This is a genomic window from Pseudomonas sp. MWU13-2862 (genome assembly GCF_023242495.1).
Lineage (GTDB): Bacteria > Pseudomonadota > Gammaproteobacteria > Pseudomonadales > Pseudomonadaceae > Aquipseudomonas > Aquipseudomonas gingeri_D.
In genome coordinates, this window is record NZ_JALMEZ010000011.1 from 262,513 (window position 1) to 282,270 (window position 19,758).

Below are 19,758 nucleotides of genomic sequence, written 5' to 3' on the forward strand. Positions count from 1 at the left end.
CTGCATGCAACTGGGAATCATCGGACTGGGCCGCATGGGCGGCAATATCGCGCGGCGCCTGATGCTTGATGGCCATCAGACAGTGGTGTATGACCGCAATACCGACTTCGTCAGCACCCTGGCTAAAGAGGGCGCCAGCGGCGTCGCCGACCTGTCGGCACTGGTGGCCGGCCTGGATAAGCCGCGCGCGGTCTGGGTGATGCTGCCGGCCGGTGCGCCGACCGAGGACACCATTGCCGAACTGAGTAAACTGCTGGACGCCGGCGATGTGATCATCGACGGCGGCAACACCTTCTACAAGGACGATATCCGTCGCGGCCAGGAGCTGGCGCAAAAGGGCATCGACTATATCGACGTCGGCACTTCCGGCGGGGTCTGGGGCCTGGAGCGCGGTTACTGCATGATGATCGGCGGTGACGCCAAGGTGGTCGAACGCCTCGATCCGCTGTTCGCCAGCCTGGCCCCCGGGATCGGCAGCATTCCCCGCACCCGCGACCGGGTCAGCGCCGACGACCGCGCCGAGCGCGGTTATATCCATGCCGGCCCACCGGGCTCCGGGCACTTCGTCAAGATGATCCACAACGGCATCGAGTACGGCATGATGCAGGCCTTCGCCGAGGGCTTCGACATCCTCAAGACCAAGAACTCGCCGAGCCTGCCCGAGGACCAGCGTTTCGACCTGAACCTGGGGGATATCGCCGAAGTCTGGCGGCGCGGCAGCGTGGTTTCGTCCTGGCTGCTGGACCTGACCGCCGACGCCCTGGCCAGTGACCCGAAACTCGACGGTTACAGCGGCGCGGTGGCCGACAGCGGCGAAGGGCGCTGGACCATCGAGGCGGCCATGGAACAAGCGGTGCCGGTCCCGGTGTTGTCCAATTCGCTGTTTGCCCGCTTCCGTTCCCGCCAGCAAAGCACCTATGGTGACAAACTGCTGTCGGCCATGCGCTTCGGTTTCGGCGGCCATGTGGAGACCCCGAAAAAATGAATGCCTCCCGTAGCAAGCGCAAGGTAGAGCCCGCGCCGCCGACCACGCTGTTTCTGTTCGGTGCCCATGGGGACCTGGTCAAGCGCCTGTTGATGCCGGCGCTCTACAACCTGACGCGCGATGGTCTGCTGGGCGATAACCTGCATATCGTCGGGGTCGATCACAACGCCATCAGCGATGCCGATTTCGCCAAGAAACTCGAAGACTTCAGTCGCGCCGAAGTCGCGGCCAAGACCGGGGAAGGCGCGGAGACCGCGCTGGATGCCGAACTCTGGAAGCGCCTGGCCAAACACATCAGTTACGTGCAGGGCGACTTCCTCGACGACGCGACCTATGTCGCCCTGGGCGAGAAAATCATCGCCAGCGGCACGGGCAATGCGATGTTCTACCTGGCCACCGCGCCGCGTTTCTTCAGCGAAGTGGCGCGGCGCCTGGGCGCGGCCGGCTTGCTGGAGGAAAGCGACGGGGTGTTTCGTCGGGTGGTGATCGAAAAACCCTTCGGTTCCGACCTGGCCACCGCCGAGGCCTTGAACGCCCGCCTGCTCAAGGTGATGAGCGAGAAGCAGATCTATCGCATCGACCATTACCTGGGCAAGGAAACCGTGCAGAACATCCTGGTCAGCCGTTTCTCCAGCGGTCTGTTCGAAGCGTTCTGGAACAACCATTACATCGACCATGTGCAGATCACTGCCGCCGAGACCGTCGGCGTCGAGACCCGTGGCAGTTTCTACGAACACACCGGCGCCCTGCGGGACATGGTGCCCAATCACCTGTTCCAGTTGCTGGCGATGGTGGCGATGGAGCCACCGGCGGCGTTCGGTGCCGATGCGGTACGCGGTGAAAAGGCCAAGGTGGTCGGCGCGATCCGTCCCTGGACGGTCGAGGAGGCCCGGGCCAATTCGGTGCGCGGCCAGTACCAGGCCGGCGAACTGGGCGGCAAGGCCGTGCCCGGTTATCGTGAAGAAAGCAACGTGGCGCCCGATAGCAACACCGAGACCTATGTCGCGCTCAAGGTGATGATCGACAACTGGCGCTGGGTCGGCGTGCCGTTCTATCTGCGCACCGGCAAGCGCATGAACGTACGCAACACGGAAATCGCCATCTGCTTCAAGCCGGCGCCCTATGCGCAGTTCCGCGACACCGAGGTCGAGCGCCTGCAGCCGACCTACCTGAAGATCCAGATCCAGCCCAACGAAGGCATGTGGTTCGACCTGCTGGCCAAGCGTCCGGGGCCGGCACTGGAAATGACCAATGTCGAGCTGGGTTTTGCCTACAAGGACTTCTTCGAGATGCAGCCGTCCACCGGCTATGAAACCCTGATCTACGATTGCCTGACCGGTGACCAGACGCTGTTCCAGCGCGCCGACAATATCGAGAACGGCTGGCGGGCAGTGCAGCCGTTCCTCGATGCCTGGGGCGAGGACGATCAGGTGCAGGGCTACAAGGCCGGGGAAAATGGCCCGGCTGCCGCCGACGAACTGCTGGCCCGTGATGGCCGTGTCTGGCGCAGCCTCGGATGAAGGCGGTGGCGAAGTATCCGATCCGTTTGCTGCTCAGCGATATGGACGGCACCTTGTTGGGCCCCGATCACAGCCTCAGTCCGCGCACGGTCGAGGCCGTGGAGGCGTTGCGCGCGGCGGGGGTGTTTTTCAGCCTCGCCACCGGGCGCCCGCCGCGGGCCATGCGTGAGCAGATCGAGGCGCTGGGGGTGGATATTCCCACTGCGGCGTTCAATGGTGGCACGCTGGTCAACCCCGACGGCAGTTATCTGGTGACGCATTACATCCCCCGCGAGGCGGCGGTGACCACCCTGGAGTTGTTGTCGCGGCATGAGGAGGTTGAGGTCTGGGTGTTTGCCGACAACCATTGGCTGCTGCGTAACCCCCACGGCACCATGGTCCCTCGGGAACAGCATGCACTGGGTTATGCGCCGACGGTGGTGGACGACTTCACGGCGTACCTCGACCGCATCGACAAGATTGTCGGCGCCAGTGGCAACGGACAATTGCTGATTGACCTGGAGTCGGTGTTGCAGCCGTTGGTGGCGGAGCAGGCGCTGGCCAGTCGATCGCAGCGTTCCTACCTGGATATCACCGCGATGCAGGCGAACAAGGGCGAGGCGTTGCTGACGTTGGCCAAATACCTTGGCGTGCCCTTGGAGCAGACGGCGGCCATCGGCGATGGCGGCAACGACCCGGCGATGTTCCACCGGGCGGGGTTGGCGATTGCCATGGGGCAGGCGGAGGAGGTGGTCAAGCGTCAGGCGGATGTGGTGACCGGCAGCAACAGCGAGGATGGCGCGGCTCAGGCCATCGAGCGGTTTATTCTGGCCAGCCGATAGATCAGCGGTGGATGGCCGCCCATGGCGGTTCGCGGGCAAGCCCTGCTCCTACAATGTTTGCGTCGATTCCGGTTTTTGCGTATGACAAAAAACCTGTAGGAGCAGGGCTTGCCCGCGAACCGCCGTAGGCGGCCATTCACCCTGGACTGACAATGCATCGTCCGGCTTTTGGCACATCCGCTTCCTATAGCCCGACGCGGGCCCTTGCTATAGTGACGAATCTCTTTTCGCCCTGCCAAGGATGCCCGTCATGTCCGAATACCAAGCCTTCCACGTCGAACTGGTAGACAACATCGCCCATGTCCGGATCAATCGCCCGGAAAAGATCAACTCGATGAACGCCGCCTTCTGGAGCGAAATCATCGAGATCTTCCAGTGGATCGAAGACACCGACGCCGTGCGTGTGGTGGTCATCAGCGGCAACGGCAAACACTTCTCCTCCGGGATCGACCTGATGATGCTGGCCTCGGTGGCCAACGAACTGGGCAAGGATGTCGGCCGCAACGCCCGCCTGCTGCGGCGCAAGATCCAGGAGTTGCAAGCATCCTTCAATGCTGTCGACAACTGCCGCAAGCCGGTCCTGGCGGCGATCCAGGGTTACTGCCTGGGCGGTGCCGTCGACCTGATCGCCGCCTGTGACATGCGCTACTGTGCCGAGGACGTGCAGTTTTCCATCAAGGAAGTGGATATCGGCATGGCCGCCGATGTCGGTACTCTGCAACGTTTGCCCCGTATCATCGGCGACGGCATGCTCCGCGAGCTGGCGTATACCGGTCGCCACTTCGGTGCCGACGAAGCGATCCGCATCGGCCTGGTCAATCGCGTCTACCCCGATCAGGCGGCCTTGCTCGACGGTGTGCTGGGCATTGCCCGGGAAATTGCCGCTAAATCGCCGATTGCCGTCACCGGAACCAAGGCAATGATCAGCTATATGCGCGACCATCGGATCGATGACGGTCTGGAATACGTTGCCACCTGGAACGCCGCCATGTTGCAATCCACTGACTTGCGCGTCGCCATCGCCGCGCACATGAGCAAGCAGAAAGCCGAATTCCCTGATTGACGCCTAGGACTCTCCCGATGACTCAACGCTGGACAACCGCAGTACTGGATATCGAGCAGACCGGCGGCTGGGCCGTGGTGCATAGCCCCGCCGGTTTTCTGCTGGATGACAATGGGGTGCTGTTTCCCCGTGAGTGGCTCAAGCGCCAGGACCTGTCGCTGTTGGCCGAGCATGGCATCGGGCATCTGGACGGCGAGCCGGTCTATCTGTTGGAACTGAAGTCCGGCTTCGAACTGCCGGGCGGTCGCTGGCAGGGCCTGCGGACATTCATGCTCGAGGGCGATCACACGCTCTACCGCATGCTCGGTTATGCCGCGCAGATCGCGACCTGGGCCCGCGAGCACCGCTTCTGCGGCAGTTGCGGCCAGGCCATGACCCAGGTGCCGCTGGAGCGGGCGATGTTCTGCCAGTCCTGTGACTTGCGCAGTTACCCGCGGATTTCGCCGAGCATGATCGTGCTGGTGACCCGGGGCGACGAAGTGCTGCTGGCCCGTTCGCCGCGTTTTGTGCCCGGGGTCTACAGCACCCTGGCCGGTTTCGCCGAGCCGGGTGAGTCGGCGGAGGAATGCCTGATTCGGGAAGTGCGCGAGGAAGTGCAGGTCGAGGTGAAGAATATCCAGTACATGGGCAGCCAGTGCTGGCCGTTCCCGCACTCGATGATGCTGGGGTTTCACGCCGAGTATGCCGGTGGCGAGATTGTTCCCCAGGCGGATGAGATCGAGGATGCGCAATGGTTCAGCATCCACGATATGCCGCCGTTGCCGGCTTCGCGTTCAATCGCCCGTTACCTGATCGACCTGTACCTGGCCAGGCGCCTGGGGTATGCGGAACCGCTGCTGCCGGTCTAGCCTTACACCGCTCAATTCATGGCCATGCACCGTCCTTGTAGGAGCCGGCTTGCTGGCGATGGGATCTGATAGCCGACATCAGCGTCGCCTGGAAAATCGCTATCGCCAGCAAGCCGGCTCCTACAGGTTATGGGGTGTTCTCTGGATTCAGGCCACGCTGAACCAGTGTTGCCAGGCCAGGCGTACGGTCAGGCCGAGGACCACGGTGATAAACACCGGGCGGATAAACTTCGCGCCGCCGCTGATGGCGGTGCGGGCACCGAAGAAGGCACCGACCATCACCGATATGCCCATGCACAGGCCGATCACCCAGTCCACCTGGCCGGAAAACACGAACACCGAGAGTGCGGCGGCATTACTGACGAAGTTCAGGCTGCGGGCCACGCCGCTGGCCTTGACCAGGTCGATGGGGTAGAGCAGCAGGCTGCTGACGGTCCAGAAGGCACCGGTGCCGGGACCGGCCACACCGTCGTAGAAACCCAGGGCGAGGCCCTGGGGCAATTGCCGTTTCTTTTTGATCGGCGCGTTGCTGTCCAGCGGCGCCTTGGGCGTGCCGCCGAACAACAGGTACAGGCCGCAGGCGAAGACGATCACCGGGAGCATCTTGTTCAGCCATTCGGCGGGCATGAAGTGCGCGGTCACGGCACCGATCAGCGCGCCGACGAAGGTGCCGAGAATCGCCAGTTTCCATTGCCCCGGCTGAAACAGCTTGCGCCGATAGAAGGTGAAACCGGCGGTGGCGGAGCCGAAGGTCGAACTGAGTTTGTTGGTGCCCAGCACCAGGTGCGGTGGCAGTCCCGCGGTGAGCAGGGCCGGGGTGGTGAGCAGCCCGCCGCCGCCGGCGATGGCGTCGATAAATCCGGCGATAAAGGCAACGACGGTGAGAATGGCGAGGGTGGTCAGGTCTACGCTGAGATCGAAAGGCATGGGGTCGGCTTACTATCGGCAGGTGGCGCGGCAGGGCCGCGCCGAAAGGCCGTCATCTTACCCATTACCGAATGTTGCCGCGACCTTATCCCATGGGGTGCTTGTTCTGATGCCTTCGCGGCGGTGGACCAGGCACCACAAATGTTGACTATGACTTTGATTGCGGGCCGTTACCGATCTGCCAATCATAGGGCGGCTCAGTCCCGTTGATCCGCCAATCCCCGACAATCCTTGCCTTGTAGATCGCCGGATTATGCGACGACACCGTCCGCGCATTGCGCCAGTGTCGGTCCAGCGCCTTGCCCTGGCGGACATCCGAAGCCCCCAGGGCATTGAACAATTCGCTGGTGGCCCGCTGGATCAACTCGGACACCACCACCTGGGCGGTGGCGGACTCGATTTCCGCGTCCACATTGGCTTGCCGTTCAGCCTCGGTGTCAGCACCAAACCGGGCAATATAAGCCCGTTGCGCCGGATGCGCGGCCCGCACCGCACTGGCTTCGGCGGCATACACCAGGGCGGCGACTTCGCCCACCACCTGCTGCACCTGGGCGTCGCCACTGACATGGGGGGCATTGCCGTGGCTGTAGATCCGTTTGCGCTCGCGGACCTGATGCGCCACATCCTTCAACGCCGCCCGGCCGATCCCGGCGAGGGTCGCCAGCAACACCAACTGATAGAACGCGGTCTGGTATTTGAAGCGGGTGGCGAAGTCGATTACATGCCCGGCTTCCACCGGGGCATCGATAAAGCGCGAGGTCCCGCTACCGGTGGTGCGCTGGCCGAAACCATCCCAGTCGTCGCTGTGTTCGACCCCCGGCTGGCGTGCGCGCACGGCGGCGATGACATTGCCACCGGTGTCGCTGCGGCGGGCGTAGACGTCGATCCAGTCGGCAAAAATGCTCCCGGTGCTGTAGAACTTCTCGCCATTGAGGCGCCAGTGTTCGCCGTCCGGGGTGACTTGGGTGCCGACATCGCCAATCACCACATTGCCGATTTCGGTCCAGGCGCAGCCGACGATATCGCCGTCGACGAAGCGCTTGAACCACAGGTCGCGATTCGACCCGGGCGCGGCATTCAAGCGGTCCTCGGCAAAGGCGAAATGTCCGCGCAAGGCCTGGGGCACATTGGAGTCGGCTTCGGCCAGTTCGATCAGCAGTTGGAACAGCTGGGGCAGGGAAGCACCGCCGCCGCCATATTCCACCGGCACCCGCACGGCGCCGAAACCGGCCTGCTTGAGCCACTGGATCGGCTCGTGGGGCAGGTTGCGCGATTGCTCCCGTTCCAGCGCCCCGGCGGCGATACGGGCGAAGATCGGCCGAAAGCGTTCGGCCAGGGGTTCGTAGTCGACGCCAAGGGATAGCGGGTTGATCACCTGGTGTTCGGTCATGGGACAGCTCCTTGAGGGCAGGCAGAGAAAAGTGCGATTGCCAGGAGCGGTTGCAGGGTCCATGCCGAGAGCGCCTGGCCCGGTGGCGTGGGCGATTGCCGTGGTCGGGTGAGGGACAACTGTTGCCTGACGCACAGTGCTTCAACAAATCGTCCCGCCAGGCCACAGTGCCCGGGGTGTATCGATCCCGTGTGGGTAGCGCGCTTTTGTGGGAGCGGAGCTTGTCCGCGAAGCTTTTGGCGGCCTTGAGTACGCCTTCGCGGGCAAGCTCCGCTCCCACATAAGCGTCGTTCCCGCATAAACACTTCCTCCACTGAGGCCTCTTTCTGCCAGGAGGGTTCCCGGTCACTGGCACGCTTGCTGCTCTGACCCTCTGACATTCCCCGGTCCGAGGTCAGATACCATGAGTCAGCAAGCCGTAAAATTCGCCTACTGGGTGCCCAATGTCAGCGGTGGGCTGGTGGTCAGCAAGATCGAACAGCGCACCCGTTGGGATATCGACTACAACCGCAAGCTGGCGCAGTTGGCGGAAGAGGCCGGGTTCGAATACGGCCTGACCCAGATCCGTTTCACCGCCGGCTACGGCGCCGAATACCAGCATGAGTCGGTCGCCTTCAGCCATGCCCTGCTGGCCGCGACCACCAGGCTGAAGGTGATTGCCGCGATCCTGCCCGGACCCTGGCAGCCGGCGTTGGCGGCCAAGCAACTGGCGACCATCGATCAACTCACCGGCGGCCGGATCGCCGTCAATATCGTCAGCGGCTGGTTTCGCGGTGAGTTCCACGCCATCGGCGAACACTGGCTGGAACACGATGAGCGCTATCGCCGCTCCGAAGAGTTCATCCGTGCGCTGAAAGGCATCTGGACCGAAGAGCAGTTCACCTTCAAGGGCGATTTCTACCGTTTCAACGACTACAGCCTCAAACCCAAGCCCCTCAGCCAACCACACCCGGAGATTTTCCAGGGCGGCAGTTCCCGGGCGGCGCGGGATATGGCGGCGCGGGTCTCGGATTGGTATTTCACCAACGGCAACACGCCCGAAGGGATCAAGGCCCAGGTCGATGATATTCGCGCCAAGGCGGCCGCCAACGGCCACTCGGTAAAAGTCGGGGTGAACGCCTTTGTCATCGCCCGCGACACCGAGGAAGAGGCCCGTGCGGTGCTGGCGGAAATCATCGACAAGGCCGACCCCGAGGCCGTCGGCGCCTTTGGCGATGCGGCGAAACAGGCGGGCAAGTCGTCGCCGGAAGGCGAGGGTAACTGGGCCAAGTCCAGCTTCGAGGACCTGGTGCAATACAACGACGGCTTCAAGACCAACCTGATCGGCACGCCGCAGCAGATCGCCGAACGGATCGTTGCCTTGAAAGCCGTGGGCGTGGACCTGGTGCTGGCGGGATTCCTGCACTTCCAGGAAGAGGTGGAGTACTTCGGCAAACGGGTGTTGCCGCTGGTGCGGGAGCTGGAAGCGAAGAAGGTCGCAAGGGCGGAGGAAGCGCTGGCCTGAGGTCTCGTCCAGGTGTTCACCCAGCAACAGTGAAGCGGCATTGTGTTCTTCTGCGTGCGCCGCGCTGTTGCTGGGTAAACGCCATAACCCTATGAAAATCAACAAATAATAATTCAGGCACAGAAGCTGCAATAACCCAGGCAACACTATTCGCCCGAGAGCGTTCCATGTCGTCCTTGCCTGAATCCGCCGTTTACCCGATCCATTCCCCCAACGCCCACTTGATCCGTGACGAGGCCGAAGCGCTCGCGGTTGCCCACGGCGTTGCCGCTTATCTGCTGGAGCACGACGCAGAGCGTGATCGTACCCGCCAGGTGCCCGCCGAAGTGGTGGATCGCTATTCCAACAGTGGTCTCTGGGGCATCAGCGTGCCGCGCGAATTCGGCGGCGCCCAGGTTTCCTATGCGGTATTGGCCGAAGTGATTACGATCATCTCGGCGGCCGATCCGTCCCTGGGACAGATCCCGCAGAACCACTACTGCCTGCTGGAAGACATCCGCCTGCAAGGCACCCCTGAGCAGCAAGCGCATTTCTTCGCCCTGGCCCTGCAGGGCCATCGATTTGCCAATGCCCTGTCGGAAACCGGCGGCAAGAATGTCCAAGACATCCAGGCGACGATTCGTCGTCACGGCGACGGGCATGTGATCAACGCTCGCAAGGGCTACTGCACCGGCTCGTTGTACGCCCACTGGCTGGCGGTGCTGGCCCTGGACGAAGAGCAGAAAGGCCAACTGGCGTTTGTTCAGCGCGGTACGCCGGGCCTGGTGATCGTCGATGACTGGGACAGCATCGGCCAGCGCACCACTTCCAGCGGCACGGTGCTGGCCGAGGATCTGAAGGTGCCGGCCTTCAACCTGTTCCCCACGTATCGCTCCTACGAAAGCCCGACCCTGGCCGGGCCTTTCGCCCAACTGACCACCGCCGCCATCGATGCCGGCATTGCCCGCGCGGCTCTACGCGATACCGTGGCTTTTGTACGCGAATACGCCCGTCCGTGGATCGACGCCGGGGTGGACAAGGCCAGCGAAGACCCCCTGACCATCATTCAGATCGGCGGCCTGGAGATCCGCCTCGAAGCCGCCGAAGCCTTGCTCGAACGAGCCGGCAAGGCCCTGGATGCCGCGCGTCCGGCCCCCGATGAAGACAATGTCGCCCGGGCCTCGCTGGCGGTGGCCAAGGCCAAGGTGCTGACCACCGAGATTGCCATCGAGGCCAGCAACAAGCTCTTCGAACTGGGCGGCACCCGTTCGACCTTGAAAAAGCACAACTTCGATCGCCACTGGCGCAATGCCCGGGTTCACACCCTGCACGACCCGGTGCGCTGGAAGTACCACGTGGTCGGCAACTGGTTGCTCAACGGCATCAAGCCACCGCGTCACGACTGGTCCTGAGTCCATGGCTGAATGGTTGAAAAACATCTACTGGGCGGACATCGCCCAGGCCTGCCTCGACACTCTGAGCATGCTCGCGGCGGCCCTGGGTTTCACCGTACTGCTGGGCCTGCCCCTGGGGGTGCTGCTGTTTCTCACCGGCAAGCGCCAACTGCATGAAACCCTGCTGGTGTACCGCAGCTTGTCGGTGCTGGTGAATATCCTGCGTTCGCTGCCGTTCATCATCCTGCTGATCGTGCTGATTCCCCTGACCACCTTGCTGGTGGGCACGTCCCTCGGGGTGCCGGGGACCATCCCGCCGCTGGTGGTGGGTTGCACGCCGTTCTTCGCCCGGCTGGTGGAAACCGCCTTGCGCGAAGTCGACCGTGGCGTGGTCGAGGCGACCCAGGCCATGGGCGCCAGCACCTGGCAGGTGATCCGCCACACCCTGTTACCCGAAGCCCGCGCGGGTCTGCTGGCGGCGGTGACGGTGACCGCCATCGTGCTGGTGGACTACACCGCCATGGCCGGAGTGATCGGCGGCGGCGGACTGGGGGACCTGGCGATCCGCTACGGCTACCAGCGTTTCCAGACCGATGTGATGGTGGTCACCGTGATCCTGCTGCTGGTCCTGGTCCAGGGCCTGCAAATGACCGGTGATCGTCTGGTGGCCCGCTACAGCCATCGTTGAGTTCATTACCCATAACCCTGAACAACCCTGGCCCAACGTCCGCCACACGCCGGCCCCTTTTGCCTCTCTGGAGCACAGCATGAAAAAGACCCTGGCCATCCTGGCTGCCCTGATGTCCCTGGCGGTTCACGCCAATGAAAAACTGATTGTCGGCGCCACCCCGGTGCCCCACGCGGAGATCCTCGAGTTCGTCAAACCGGAATTGGCCAAGGAAGGCGTCGATCTGGAGATCAAGGTGTTCAATGACTTTATCCAGCCCAACCAGCAGTTGGCGTTGAAGAACCTGGATGCCAACTACTACCAGTATCGGCCGTTCCTTGATGACTACAACAAGACCCGCCACACCAACCTGGTGCCGGTGGTCGGCGTGCATATCGAGCCGTTCGGGGCTTACTCGACCAAGATCAAGCATATTTCCGAGCTGAAGGACGGTGCCTCGGTGTCGATTCCCAATGACCCGGTGAACACCGGGCGGGCCTTGGTGCTGCTGCACGAAGCGGGTTTGATCAAGCTCAAGGACCCGAGCAATACCCTGGCGACCCAGCACGATATCGTCGAGAACCCCAAGCACCTGAAGATCCGCGAGCTGGAAGGGGCGATGCTGGCCCGGTCGGTGAGCCAGGTGGATCTGGCGTTCGTGTTTGCCAACTACGCGCTGGAAGCCGGGATCGACACCAATAGCGCGTTGATCGTCGAGAAGGGCAAGGACCTGTATGTCGAGTTCCTGGTGGCGCGGCCGGACAATATCAATGACCCGCGTATCCAGAAACTGGCCAAGGCGCTGAATTCCGATGCCGTGCGGCAGTTTATCCTGACCCGCTACAAGGGTCAGATCGCCCCGGGGTTCTGAACCATGGACAGGCTCACCGCGGCTCCAGCAGCCGCGCGCCTGTCCCATGGGCACCCAACATATCGCCATAGTTGCGCAGCGGGCAGTTCTCCATCGACAGGCAACCGCAGCCGATACATCCGTTGAGCTTGTCCCGCAACCGGGTCAATTGGGCGATGCGTTCGTCCAGCCCGCTCCTCCAGTTTTCCGACAGGCGCTTCCAGTCTTCGGCCGTCGGCGTGCGGCCTTCGGGCAGGCTCTGCAAGGCCTGGTGAATCTCCGCCAACGGAATGCCCAGGCGCTGGGCGACCTTGATCAGGGAGACCCGGCGCAACACCTCGCGCGGATAACGACGCTGGTTACCGGCATTGCGATAGCTCTGGATCAGGCCTTTGGATTCATAGAAGTGCAGGGCGGTCACCGCCACGCCGCTGCGGGCCGCCAGTTGGCCGACCGTCAGGGCCTTGTCCGTGGGCAGGGGTTTTGGTGTTGCCATGGCGAGAAATCTCTTGACCTTGAGTTAACTGGAGGTTTTACCCTGCATGGCCTCGGATCACAAGATCCTGTCTGACTTCACGGGGAACCTTTTCATGCCGTCGACAGAACAAAATCGCAGTTTTACTCAATTGATCCAGTTCGAGATCGAGCCTGTCCAACTGGAGGCGCTGGTCTCTGCCTTGTCCAGGCAGACCGAGCGATTGGCCCGGGTCGAGGGTGGCTTTATCAGTGGCACGGTGCAGGCCAGCGACGATGGTCGGCGTGTGCTCAACACACTGCAATGGCGTTCCAGGGAAGATGGCGAAGCGGCATTTGCCCGTTTCGAAAGCGGCGAAGAGGATTTCTGGGCACTGATCCGCGCCCACCATGCCAAGGCGGTGAGCTTCGATTCGTTCCAGGTGCTGCGCAGCATCGAGCGCAGCCAGGACGACGCCTTGCAGTGTGCCCTGGTGGGCTAGATGGACAGTTGCAACATCCGGTCACCCTGGACGTTTTCGCCTGCCCGGCGCTTGTTCACCGCCAACTCGCCGATCTTGATCAGCCGCGTGCGTGTCACATTGCGGCTCAGGCCCAGCAGGGCGGCGGTGTGCACCTGGTTGTAGTGGCTGAAACGGTAGGCGGCGCGTAGCAACGCATCCTCGACCTTTTCATGCAACGCGCCGGCCTGCTCCTCGAAGAGTTTCTGAAAAGCCCGGTTGAGCAAGGCCTCGGCCGAGTCATCGAGAGCGCTGCCGCTGTCGTCCTGGCGCTCGATGCGCAGGTTCGACAGACGCAGGTCGTCGCGCTCGATCACGCCGTCATGGCAGATCAGCAAGGTGTGATGAATAACGTTTTCCAGCTCGCGGATATTGCCCGGCCAGCCGTAGCTCCTGAGCTTCTGTTCGGCACCGGGGCTGATGCGGATATCGCCATAACCCAGGCGCTGGCTGTAGCTCTCGATAAAGTGCCGGGTCAGCGGCAGGATATCGCCGGGGCGTTCGCGCAGGGGGCTGAGCTCCAGGCTGACGACGTTGAGGCGGTAATACAGGTCTTCACGAAAATGCCCGGCGTTGATGGCTTTTTCCAGTTGCACATTGGTGGCCGCCAGTACCCGCACATTGATCGGGATGCTTTTGCGCGAGCCCAGGCGCACCACTTCGCGTTCCTGCAGGACCCGCAGCAGCTTGACCTGGATCGGCATCGGCAGGTCGCCGATCTCGTCGAGGAACAGGGTGCCGCCGTCGGCCTCTTCGAACCAGCCGGCCTTGGCGCTGAGGGCGCCGGTAAACGCGCCTTTTTCATGGCCGAACAGCTCGGCTTCCACCAGGGATTCGGAGAAGGCCCCGCAGTTGACCGCGACAAACGGGCGGTTACGCCGGGCGCTGAGGTTATGGATATGCCGGGCCACCAGCTCCTTGCCGGTGCCGGTTTCACCGATGATCAGCACGCTGGCTTCGCTCGGCGCCACTTGTTGCAGGTGGGCGAGCAGGGCCTGGGACTTGGGGTCTTCGAAGACCTGGGCGGTGGCGCGGATGGAGGTGGCCAGGGCCGGCGAGGGCGGTAACGTTAGCAGCTGCATAGGCTTCTCTAGGAATAAAAAGTGGGGATCGGCAGCGTCTGGTTCAAAGCCCAGTCGCCGAGTTCCTGGAGTTTGTAGTCCAGCGGGTCGTGCAGGCTCTGGGTCCGCAGGTTGCGCCAATGGCGGTCCAGGCGCAGGGAGGCATGGGTCGAGCGGGCACCGGTGACTTCGAACAACTTGCTGCACAGGGCCAGGCCTTCGCGGTTGGCGGCGACCTTGGCCGTGGCGATGGCGATGGCCAGGTTGCCGCGCTCCTCGCCGCTGAGGTTCTGGCCCTTGGCCCAGGCCTGGTCCAGCAACCCGGCGGCGCGCTCCACCAGCAGGCGGACACCTTCGAGGGCGACCCAGAAGTCGCCGTAGTGGTTGAGCACGTAAGGGTCCTGGCGAATATCCCGGGCTGTGGATTTGAACCAGGGCCGGGTTTCTTCGAGGGTGTATTGCCGAGCCTCTTCGAAAGCCCCTTCGGCAATGCCGAGGAACATATGGGTCAGGGTCAGTTGCGCGATCAGGGGCCGCAGGCAGGCGAAAGGTGTGCTCAAGGGGCCGGGGTCGAGCAGCAGTTCGGATTCCTCGACCCGCACCCGCTCGAAGCTGGCGCTGCCGCTGTCGGTCTGGCGCTGGCCCATGTTGTGCCAGTCGTCATGCAGGGTGATGCCACTGCGCCCGCTGGGAATGGCGGCGATCAGCAACTTGCCGCCGGCGCTTTCGTCCACTGCCGAGGCGATCAGCATCTGCGAGTCGCTGGCGCCGGAGCAGAAGCTTTTCTTGCCGGAGAATTCGCGCCAGCCGCCGAGGTTGCGCACCACCGTGCGGGTGTCCAGGGGATTGAGGGCATTGCCCCAGAACCAGTTCTTGCGTGCGGTCTGTTCGAACCAGGGTTGCCATTGTTCGGGACGGGAGAACAGGCGCACGGTGGCCAGCATCAGGTGATGGAAGCCGAAGACATGGGCAATCGAGCTGTCGACCTTGGCGAATTCGCGGACCACGTCCAGTGTCTCGCTCCAACGGCCGCCGAGGCCGCCGTACTGGGTGGGGATGCTCAGGGCCAGCAGGCCGCTGTGGCGCAAGGCGTCACGTTCGGCTTTTGGCGTGCCGCCGCGTTCGTCGCGCTCGACGGCGGTCAGGGCAAAATCGGCGGCCAGTTGCCGGGCGGTTTGCAGAGGGGTCAACAGGGCGTTGCGTGGCTGGGCAGTCACGGTTCAGGATCCTGTGGCTTGGGTTGGCAACACATCGTTGGCGATCATTTCGCCAAACGGCCCGGTCAGGTTGGTGATGCCGCGTCCGGCCAGGCTGGCGTAGGGCTCGGGCAGCAACGGGAACACCAGCTCGGCGAAGCGATAGGCTTCTTCCAGGTGCGGGTAGCCGGAGAAGATGAAGCTCTCGATCCCCAGGTCGGCGTATTCCTTGATGCGCTCGGCCACCTGCTGTGGATTGCCGACCAGGGCCGTCCCGGCACCGCCACGGACCAGGCCGACACCGGCCCACAGGTTCGGCGCGATTTCCAGGTTGTCACGCCGTCCGTCATGCAACGCGGCCATGCGCCGCTGGCCTTCGGAGTCGAAACGCGAGAAGGATTTCTGCGCGGCGGCGATGGTTTCGTCACTGATATGTTCGATCAGTTTGTCCGCGGCTTTCCAAGCGTCTTCCGCAGTTTCCCGGACGATCACATGCAGGCGAATGCCGAAGCGCACGGTGCGACCCTTGCGGGCGGCGCGCTCACGCACATCGGCCAGCTTCGCCGCCACGGCGGCCGGCGGTTCACCCCAGGTCAGGTAGACATCGACCTGATCGGCGGCCAGGTCGTGGGCGGCGTCGGACGAACCGCCGAAATACAGCGGCGGGTAAGGTTTCTGTACCGGCGGGTAGAGCGCCTTGGCGTTCTGCACCCGCAGGTGCTTGCCTTCGAAGTCCACCGCCTCGCCTTGCAATACCCGGCGCCAGATCTGGAGGAATTCGTCGGTCACTTCGTAGCGTTCGCCATGGTCGAGGAAGCTGCCGTCGCCACGGTTCTCGTCGGGATCGCCGCCGGTCACCACGTTGATCAGCAAGCGGCCGTTGGACAAGCGGTCGAGGGTCGCGGCCATGCGTGCCGAGACCGTCGGCGAGATGATCCCGGGACGGATCGCCACCAGGTAACGCAGGCGTTCGGTCAACGGCACCAGGGCCGAGGCGATGACCCAGGAGTCCTCGCAGGAGCGTCCGGTTGGAATCAGTACGCCGTGGTAGCCGAGGTTGTCGGCGGCCTGGGCCACTTGTTTCAGGTAGTTGAGGGTGACCGGGCGCGCGCCCTGGGTGGTGCCCAGGTAATGGCCATCGCCGTGGGTCGGGAGAAACCAGAAAATATCCATGACAGTGCCTCAGGCGATTTTCAGCAGGGGTTTGGCGTGCACGCCGAACAAGGCGGTGGCGCGGTCGGCAGCCAGGCGGATGCGCGCCCTCAAGGGCTCACTGGTGATCTGGTAGTTGGCGAAGTCGGCCTCGGTGGCGTAGACGCCGATGGGCAGGGTCAGGGCCTGGAAGAAACTGAACAGCGGGCGCAACTGGTGATCGAGGACCAGGGCATGGCGTTCGCTGCCGCCGGTGGCGGCCAGCAGCACCGGGGTGTCGATCAGGGCGTTGAGGTCGATCAGGTCGAACAGGTGCTTGAGCAGGCCCGGATAGGAACCGCGATAGACCGGCGCGGCGACGATCAGCAGGTCGGCGTTCTCAATGGCCTGCAGTTCGGCTTCAACCTCGGCGCTCAGTTCGCTGCGGGACAGCGCCGAGCCTAGGGGGCGGGCGATATCGCCCAGCTCGATCAGGTGGCTTTCGATGGGCAGTTGCTGCGTCAGTTCGGCCAGTATGGCCTGGGTCAGCACCAGGGTGCGGGAAGGGCGGTAGGTACCGCCGGACAGGGCAACGACTTTCAGTGCGCGAGACATGATCAGTTCCTTTTCAAACAGTTGCTCAGCGAGCAGGGTCAGTGACAGGGCATCAGCAAGAGCTGTACCAAGCGCCCAGATCCCCTGTTTGCAGGCACCTGGCGGGGTAAGCGAGGTGCCGGGTGCTGGCTGGCGGACTGTTTTGTTGATCGACTGTTGGTGGGCGAACAGTTGCCCGGGCAACAGTGGATAAGGTGTGAGAACCGTTGTAAGGGTTTTTTAATATTCCGTAAACGAACGTATTTCCATATTTATAGTTCGTTAAGGAATATGTGGTGCCCGATCCCGGAACGACCGAGGCGATCGATAGCGACTATCGAGACGGGTGATTTTTGCCCTGTCGGCGCGCCCGGTAGCCTGTGTCTATTGCCTCACGCCAGGTTCTTGGGAGTTGCGCCATGAAACATTCATCCATGCTCTTGCTGTTGCTCGGTCTTTCGTTGCTGGCCGGCTGTGCCAGTCATTCGTCTCCTGAACTGCGGCCCTATAGCGCTGAAGAGAGTCGGGAGTTGGCGCTGGAAGCCCTGAACCGTCGCGGGCTGTCCTTCGATGAGTACCAGCGGGAGAAGGCGCAACTGATGGGGCAGCCGCGGAAGGTGCAGGGTTTTGATGGCCAGGGCGAGATCAGCGCCGATCGCGGCAGTAACAGACACAGCCCACAGAGCTGAAAGGTAAAACTGTATCGGTCCAAGTTTTTGCCAACTGTGCGTGAGTTCCGCCAAGTCGCTGGGATAGGCTGAGTCCCTGACTGAGCTTGTGGCTGGACGCTATTTATGACCCTTTCGCTGGACCTGCTGCTGGGCTTTGCTCTTTTCGCCCTGGTGACTTCAGTGACCCCCGGCCCTAACAACGCGATGTTGCTGGCGTCCGGCGTCAACTTTGGTTTCAACCGCTCCATTCCCCATATCCTGGGTATTTCCTGCGGCTTTTTTGTCCTGGTACTGGCGGTGGGCCTTGGTCTTGGCGCGGTATTCGAAGCTTATCCCGTGCTCTACTCGGTATTGCGTTATATCGGTGGCGCCTATCTGCTGTACCTCGCCTGGAAGATCGCCGGCTCCGGCCCGGTCAGCGAGTCGGAGCAGGGGGCGGGCCGCCCATTCGGGTTCTGGAACGCAGCGGCATTTCAGTGGGTCAATCCCAAGGCCTGGGTGATGGCGGTCGGCGCGATCAGCACCTACACGCCATTGCAGGGCTATTCCAGCAATGTATGGGTGATCGCGGCGGTGTTCGCCCTGATCAACGCGCCCAGCGTCAGTCTCTGGGCGGCCTGTGGCAGCCTGTTGCGCAATGTGCTGCGTGACCCGCGCTGGCTGCGGCTGTTCAATATCGGTATGGCGCTGCTGTTGGTGATTTCGTTGTATCCGATGTTGCATGAGAGTGCGCGGCAACTGCTGCGTTGACTCGTCCTTGTGTGTTTCCTGTGCCCCCCCCGTTGAAGCGGGCCGCTTGTTCCAGCAGGATTGACACTCGCAACACCTTCCTTGGGCCTGTAAGCTGGATTTCAGGAGCGTTCCTACGCACTTTTAAATGAAAGTTATCTTTCTTTAATCGTTTTCCATCGGGTATAGCTGTCCGCCCAACCACCAGGGTGGGTGATCAGCAAGAGATCGATCCGCGGGACACGCTTTATGAGTCTTTTTGCCATGAATGAACTTCCTCTGTATTTCGACTATGCCGCCACCACGCCAGTGGATGAGCGGGTGATCCGGGTGATGGTCGAGTGTCTCGGCTTTTCCGGTAATTTCGGCAACCCGGCGTCCAGCTCCCATGCCTTCGGCCAGCGCGCCCGGCAGACGGTCGAGCAGGCCCGGCAACAGGTGGCGAGCCTGGTGGGGGCGAGCCCCGAGCAAATCGTCTGGACCTCCGGGGCCACCGAATCGAACAACCTGGCCCTCAAGGGCGTCGCCCAGGCCCGTGGTGTCAGCGGCGGGCATGTGGTCACCAGCCAGATCGAGCACAAGGCGGTGCTCGATACCGCCCGTCAACTCCAGGAAGCCGGTGTCGCCGTCACCTACCTGGTGCCGAATGCCGAAGGCTTGATCACCGCGGCGATGGTCAGTGAGGTCCTGCGCGAGGACACCTTTCTGGTCTCGCTGATGCTGGTCAACAATGAGCTGGGTACCCTCAATGACATCGCGGCCATCGGCCAGCGGGTCCGTGAACAGGGCGCGCTGTTTCATGTGGACGCGGCCCAGGGCGCGGGCAAGGTGGCGATCGACCTGGCCGCCTTGCCGGTGGACCTGATGTCGTTTTCCGCCCACAAGGTCTACGGTCCCAAGGGCATCGGTGCCTTGTATGTCGGCCCACGCGCGCAGCAGAAGCTGCACGCGCAGATCCACGGTGGCGGCCATGAAGGCGGCCTGCGCTCCGGCACCCTGGCCACCCATCAGATCGCCGGCATGGGCAGTGCCTTTGCCCTGGCCACCGAGCACCTGGAAGAAGAAATCGCCAGCATCGCTCATCTGCGCCAGCGCTTGCTCGAGCAACTGGCGGATGTCCCGGGCCTGCGCCTGAACGGCAGCCCGACTGAACGCATCCCCCATACCCTGAGTCTGACCTTTGCCGAAGGCGAGTTCGACGGCGCGGCGTTGGGTCGGGTCCTGGCCTACTCGGCGACGTCGGCCTGTAACTCCGCGAGCCAGGCGCCGTCCCATGTGCTGCTGGCACTGGGGCACGATGCACGCCTGGCCGGCCGGACCATTCGCCTGAGCCTGGGGCGCTTTACCTCTGAGCAGGACATCGACCGCGCCGCCAAGGCGATCAAGGCAAGCCTGAGTGCACCGGCACCGTTCTGGGCGATTGCCCAGCCGTGAGTGTGCCGGATGATAATTGA

20 protein-coding genes are annotated in these 19,758 nt (G+C 63.0%); 13 read left to right on the forward strand and 7 right to left on the reverse strand.

Translation table 11 applies throughout. The features are described from left to right. Positions 1-4: 4 nt before the first annotated feature. The 5 genes from gnd to nudC all read left to right on the forward strand — a co-directional run bounded on the left by gnd (position 5) and on the right by nudC (position 5,237). Complete coding sequence (gnd, locus tag M5C56_RS20720; protein ID WP_103494802.1) at positions 5-985, forward strand: phosphogluconate dehydrogenase (NAD(+)-dependent, decarboxylating); 981 nt, start codon at positions 5-7, stop codon at positions 983-985. Then, on the forward strand, positions 982-2,505 hold the full coding sequence (gene zwf, locus M5C56_RS20725; RefSeq protein ID WP_103494801.1) for a glucose-6-phosphate dehydrogenase: 1,524 nt from the start codon (positions 982-984) through the stop codon (positions 2,503-2,505). The genes gnd and zwf overlap by 4 nt, the downstream gene beginning before the upstream one ends. Beyond that, entirely contained in the window at positions 2,502-3,326 is an 825-nt protein-coding gene (locus M5C56_RS20730) for an HAD family hydrolase (protein ID WP_103494800.1), read from the forward strand. The genes zwf and M5C56_RS20730 overlap by 4 nt, the downstream gene beginning before the upstream one ends. Before the next feature lie 250 nt (positions 3,327-3,576). Further along, complete coding sequence (locus tag M5C56_RS20735; RefSeq protein WP_103494799.1) at positions 3,577-4,389, forward strand: crotonase/enoyl-CoA hydratase family protein; 813 nt, start codon at positions 3,577-3,579, stop codon at positions 4,387-4,389. 17 nt (positions 4,390-4,406) lie between these two features. After that, complete coding sequence (gene nudC, locus M5C56_RS20740; protein ID WP_103494798.1) at positions 4,407-5,237, forward strand: NAD(+) diphosphatase; 831 nt, start codon at positions 4,407-4,409, stop codon at positions 5,235-5,237. Positions 5,238-5,384: 147 nt separating this feature from the next. Here the strand turns inward: nudC and M5C56_RS20745 are convergent, their stop codons facing one another. After that, positions 5,385-6,164 (reverse strand): TSUP family transporter, encoded by a 780-nt coding sequence (locus M5C56_RS20745; protein WP_103494797.1) that lies wholly within the window; start codon positions 6,162-6,164, stop codon positions 5,385-5,387. 148 nt (positions 6,165-6,312) lie between these two features. Then, positions 6,313-7,554 (reverse strand): acyl-CoA dehydrogenase family protein, encoded by a 1,242-nt coding sequence (locus tag M5C56_RS20750; protein WP_103494796.1) that lies wholly within the window; start codon positions 7,552-7,554, stop codon positions 6,313-6,315. Positions 7,555-7,957: 403 nt separating this feature from the next. On the opposite strand from M5C56_RS20750, the gene sfnG reads away from it, so the two are divergent. From sfnG to M5C56_RS20770, 4 genes are all read left to right on the forward strand, one after another. After that, a complete protein-coding gene (gene sfnG, locus M5C56_RS20755; protein WP_103494795.1) occupies positions 7,958-9,058 on the forward strand; it encodes a dimethylsulfone monooxygenase SfnG in 1,101 nt (366 codons plus the stop codon). Positions 9,059-9,225: 167 nt separating this feature from the next. Further along, positions 9,226-10,449 carry an SfnB family sulfur acquisition oxidoreductase gene (locus M5C56_RS20760; protein WP_103494794.1) on the forward strand — a complete coding sequence of 408 codons (1,224 nt, stop codon included), beginning with the start codon at positions 9,226-9,228 and terminating at the stop codon, positions 10,447-10,449. A 4-nt stretch (positions 10,450-10,453) separates the two neighbouring features. Next, a complete protein-coding gene (locus M5C56_RS20765; RefSeq protein WP_103494793.1) occupies positions 10,454-11,119 on the forward strand; it encodes a methionine ABC transporter permease in 666 nt (221 codons plus the stop codon). Positions 11,120-11,198: 79 nt separating this feature from the next. Further along, complete coding sequence (locus M5C56_RS20770; protein ID WP_103494792.1) at positions 11,199-11,969, forward strand: MetQ/NlpA family ABC transporter substrate-binding protein; 771 nt, start codon at positions 11,199-11,201, stop codon at positions 11,967-11,969. A 13-nt stretch (positions 11,970-11,982) separates the two neighbouring features. Here the strand turns inward: M5C56_RS20770 and soxR are convergent, their stop codons facing one another. Then, complete coding sequence (gene soxR / locus M5C56_RS20775; RefSeq protein WP_103494791.1) at positions 11,983-12,444, reverse strand: redox-sensitive transcriptional activator SoxR; 462 nt, start codon at positions 12,442-12,444, stop codon at positions 11,983-11,985. Positions 12,445-12,538: 94 nt separating this feature from the next. Between soxR and M5C56_RS20780 the strand changes: the two genes are divergently transcribed. Next, positions 12,539-12,904: an antibiotic biosynthesis monooxygenase gene (locus M5C56_RS20780; protein ID WP_103494824.1), complete on the forward strand. Its 366-nt coding sequence runs from the start codon at positions 12,539-12,541 to the stop codon at positions 12,902-12,904. Here M5C56_RS20780 and M5C56_RS20785 read toward each other — a convergent pair. From M5C56_RS20785 to msuE, 4 genes are read right to left on the reverse strand one after another with little or no spacing between them, the layout of a single operon-like run. Beyond that, the gene (locus M5C56_RS20785) at positions 12,901-14,004 is read right to left on the reverse strand and encodes a sigma-54 dependent transcriptional regulator (protein ID WP_103494790.1); all 1,104 of its coding nucleotides are present in this window, start codon (positions 14,002-14,004) and stop codon (positions 12,901-12,903) included. The two genes, M5C56_RS20780 and M5C56_RS20785, sit on opposite strands and share 4 nt — an antisense overlap. A gap of 8 nt (positions 14,005-14,012) precedes the next feature. Next, entirely contained in the window at positions 14,013-15,200 is a 1,188-nt protein-coding gene (locus M5C56_RS20790; RefSeq protein ID WP_103494789.1) for an acyl-CoA dehydrogenase family protein, read from the reverse strand. Positions 15,201-15,203: 3 nt separating this feature from the next. Then, a complete protein-coding gene (ssuD, locus tag M5C56_RS20795) occupies positions 15,204-16,352 on the reverse strand; it encodes an FMNH2-dependent alkanesulfonate monooxygenase (protein ID WP_103494788.1) in 1,149 nt (382 codons plus the stop codon). A 9-nt stretch (positions 16,353-16,361) separates the two neighbouring features. Further along, positions 16,362-16,925, reverse strand: a complete 564-nt coding sequence (gene msuE / locus M5C56_RS20800) for an FMN reductase (protein WP_103494787.1) — start codon at positions 16,923-16,925, stop codon at positions 16,362-16,364. A gap of 398 nt (positions 16,926-17,323) precedes the next feature. Between msuE and M5C56_RS20805 the strand changes: the two genes are divergently transcribed. The 3 genes from M5C56_RS20805 to M5C56_RS20815 all read left to right on the forward strand — a co-directional run bounded on the left by M5C56_RS20805 (position 17,324) and on the right by M5C56_RS20815 (position 19,738). Continuing rightward, positions 17,324-17,593: a hypothetical protein gene (locus M5C56_RS20805; RefSeq protein WP_103494786.1), complete on the forward strand. Its 270-nt coding sequence runs from the start codon at positions 17,324-17,326 to the stop codon at positions 17,591-17,593. A 105-nt stretch (positions 17,594-17,698) separates the two neighbouring features. Then, positions 17,699-18,325: a LysE family translocator gene (locus M5C56_RS20810; RefSeq protein ID WP_103494785.1), complete on the forward strand. Its 627-nt coding sequence runs from the start codon at positions 17,699-17,701 to the stop codon at positions 18,323-18,325. Between the two features lie 243 nt (positions 18,326-18,568). Next, positions 18,569-19,738: an aminotransferase class V-fold PLP-dependent enzyme gene (locus tag M5C56_RS20815; protein WP_103494784.1), complete on the forward strand. Its 1,170-nt coding sequence runs from the start codon at positions 18,569-18,571 to the stop codon at positions 19,736-19,738. Positions 19,739-19,758: the final 20 nt, after the last annotated feature.

Excerpts from the sequence above, each read along its gene's own strand:
- soxR (WP_103494791.1), bottom strand. The coding sequence starts at position 12,444 with ATGGCAACACCAAAACCCCTGCCCACGGACAAGGCCCTGACGGTCGGC.
- M5C56_RS20785 (WP_103494790.1), bottom strand. The coding sequence starts at position 14,004 with ATGCAGCTGCTAACGTTACCGCCCTCGCCGGCCCTGGCCACCTCCATC.
- M5C56_RS20805 (WP_103494786.1), top strand. The coding sequence starts at position 17,324 with ATGAAACATTCATCCATGCTCTTGCTGTTGCTCGGTCTTTCGTTGCTG.
- sfnG (WP_103494795.1), top strand. The coding sequence starts at position 7,958 with ATGAGTCAGCAAGCCGTAAAATTCGCCTACTGGGTGCCCAATGTCAGC.
- M5C56_RS20750 (WP_103494796.1), bottom strand. The coding sequence starts at position 7,554 with ATGACCGAACACCAGGTGATCAACCCGCTATCCCTTGGCGTCGACTAC.
- M5C56_RS20815 (WP_103494784.1), top strand. The coding sequence starts at position 18,569 with ATGAATGAACTTCCTCTGTATTTCGACTATGCCGCCACCACGCCAGTG.
- M5C56_RS20745 (WP_103494797.1), bottom strand. The coding sequence starts at position 6,164 with ATGCCTTTCGATCTCAGCGTAGACCTGACCACCCTCGCCATTCTCACC.
- M5C56_RS20760 (WP_103494794.1), top strand. The coding sequence starts at position 9,226 with ATGTCGTCCTTGCCTGAATCCGCCGTTTACCCGATCCATTCCCCCAAC.
- nudC (WP_103494798.1), top strand. The coding sequence starts at position 4,407 with ATGACTCAACGCTGGACAACCGCAGTACTGGATATCGAGCAGACCGGC.
- msuE (WP_103494787.1), bottom strand. The coding sequence starts at position 16,925 with ATGTCTCGCGCACTGAAAGTCGTTGCCCTGTCCGGCGGTACCTACCGC.
- gnd (WP_103494802.1), top strand. The coding sequence starts at position 5 with ATGCAACTGGGAATCATCGGACTGGGCCGCATGGGCGGCAATATCGCG.
- ssuD (WP_103494788.1), bottom strand. The coding sequence starts at position 16,352 with ATGGATATTTTCTGGTTTCTCCCGACCCACGGCGATGGCCATTACCTG.
- M5C56_RS20735 (WP_103494799.1), top strand. The coding sequence starts at position 3,577 with ATGTCCGAATACCAAGCCTTCCACGTCGAACTGGTAGACAACATCGCC.
- M5C56_RS20730 (WP_103494800.1), top strand. The coding sequence starts at position 2,502 with ATGAAGGCGGTGGCGAAGTATCCGATCCGTTTGCTGCTCAGCGATATG.
- M5C56_RS20770 (WP_103494792.1), top strand. The coding sequence starts at position 11,199 with ATGAAAAAGACCCTGGCCATCCTGGCTGCCCTGATGTCCCTGGCGGTT.
- M5C56_RS20810 (WP_103494785.1), top strand. The coding sequence starts at position 17,699 with ATGACCCTTTCGCTGGACCTGCTGCTGGGCTTTGCTCTTTTCGCCCTG.
- zwf (WP_103494801.1), top strand. The coding sequence starts at position 982 with ATGAATGCCTCCCGTAGCAAGCGCAAGGTAGAGCCCGCGCCGCCGACC.
- M5C56_RS20765 (WP_103494793.1), top strand. The coding sequence starts at position 10,454 with ATGGCTGAATGGTTGAAAAACATCTACTGGGCGGACATCGCCCAGGCC.
- M5C56_RS20780 (WP_103494824.1), top strand. The coding sequence starts at position 12,539 with ATGCCGTCGACAGAACAAAATCGCAGTTTTACTCAATTGATCCAGTTC.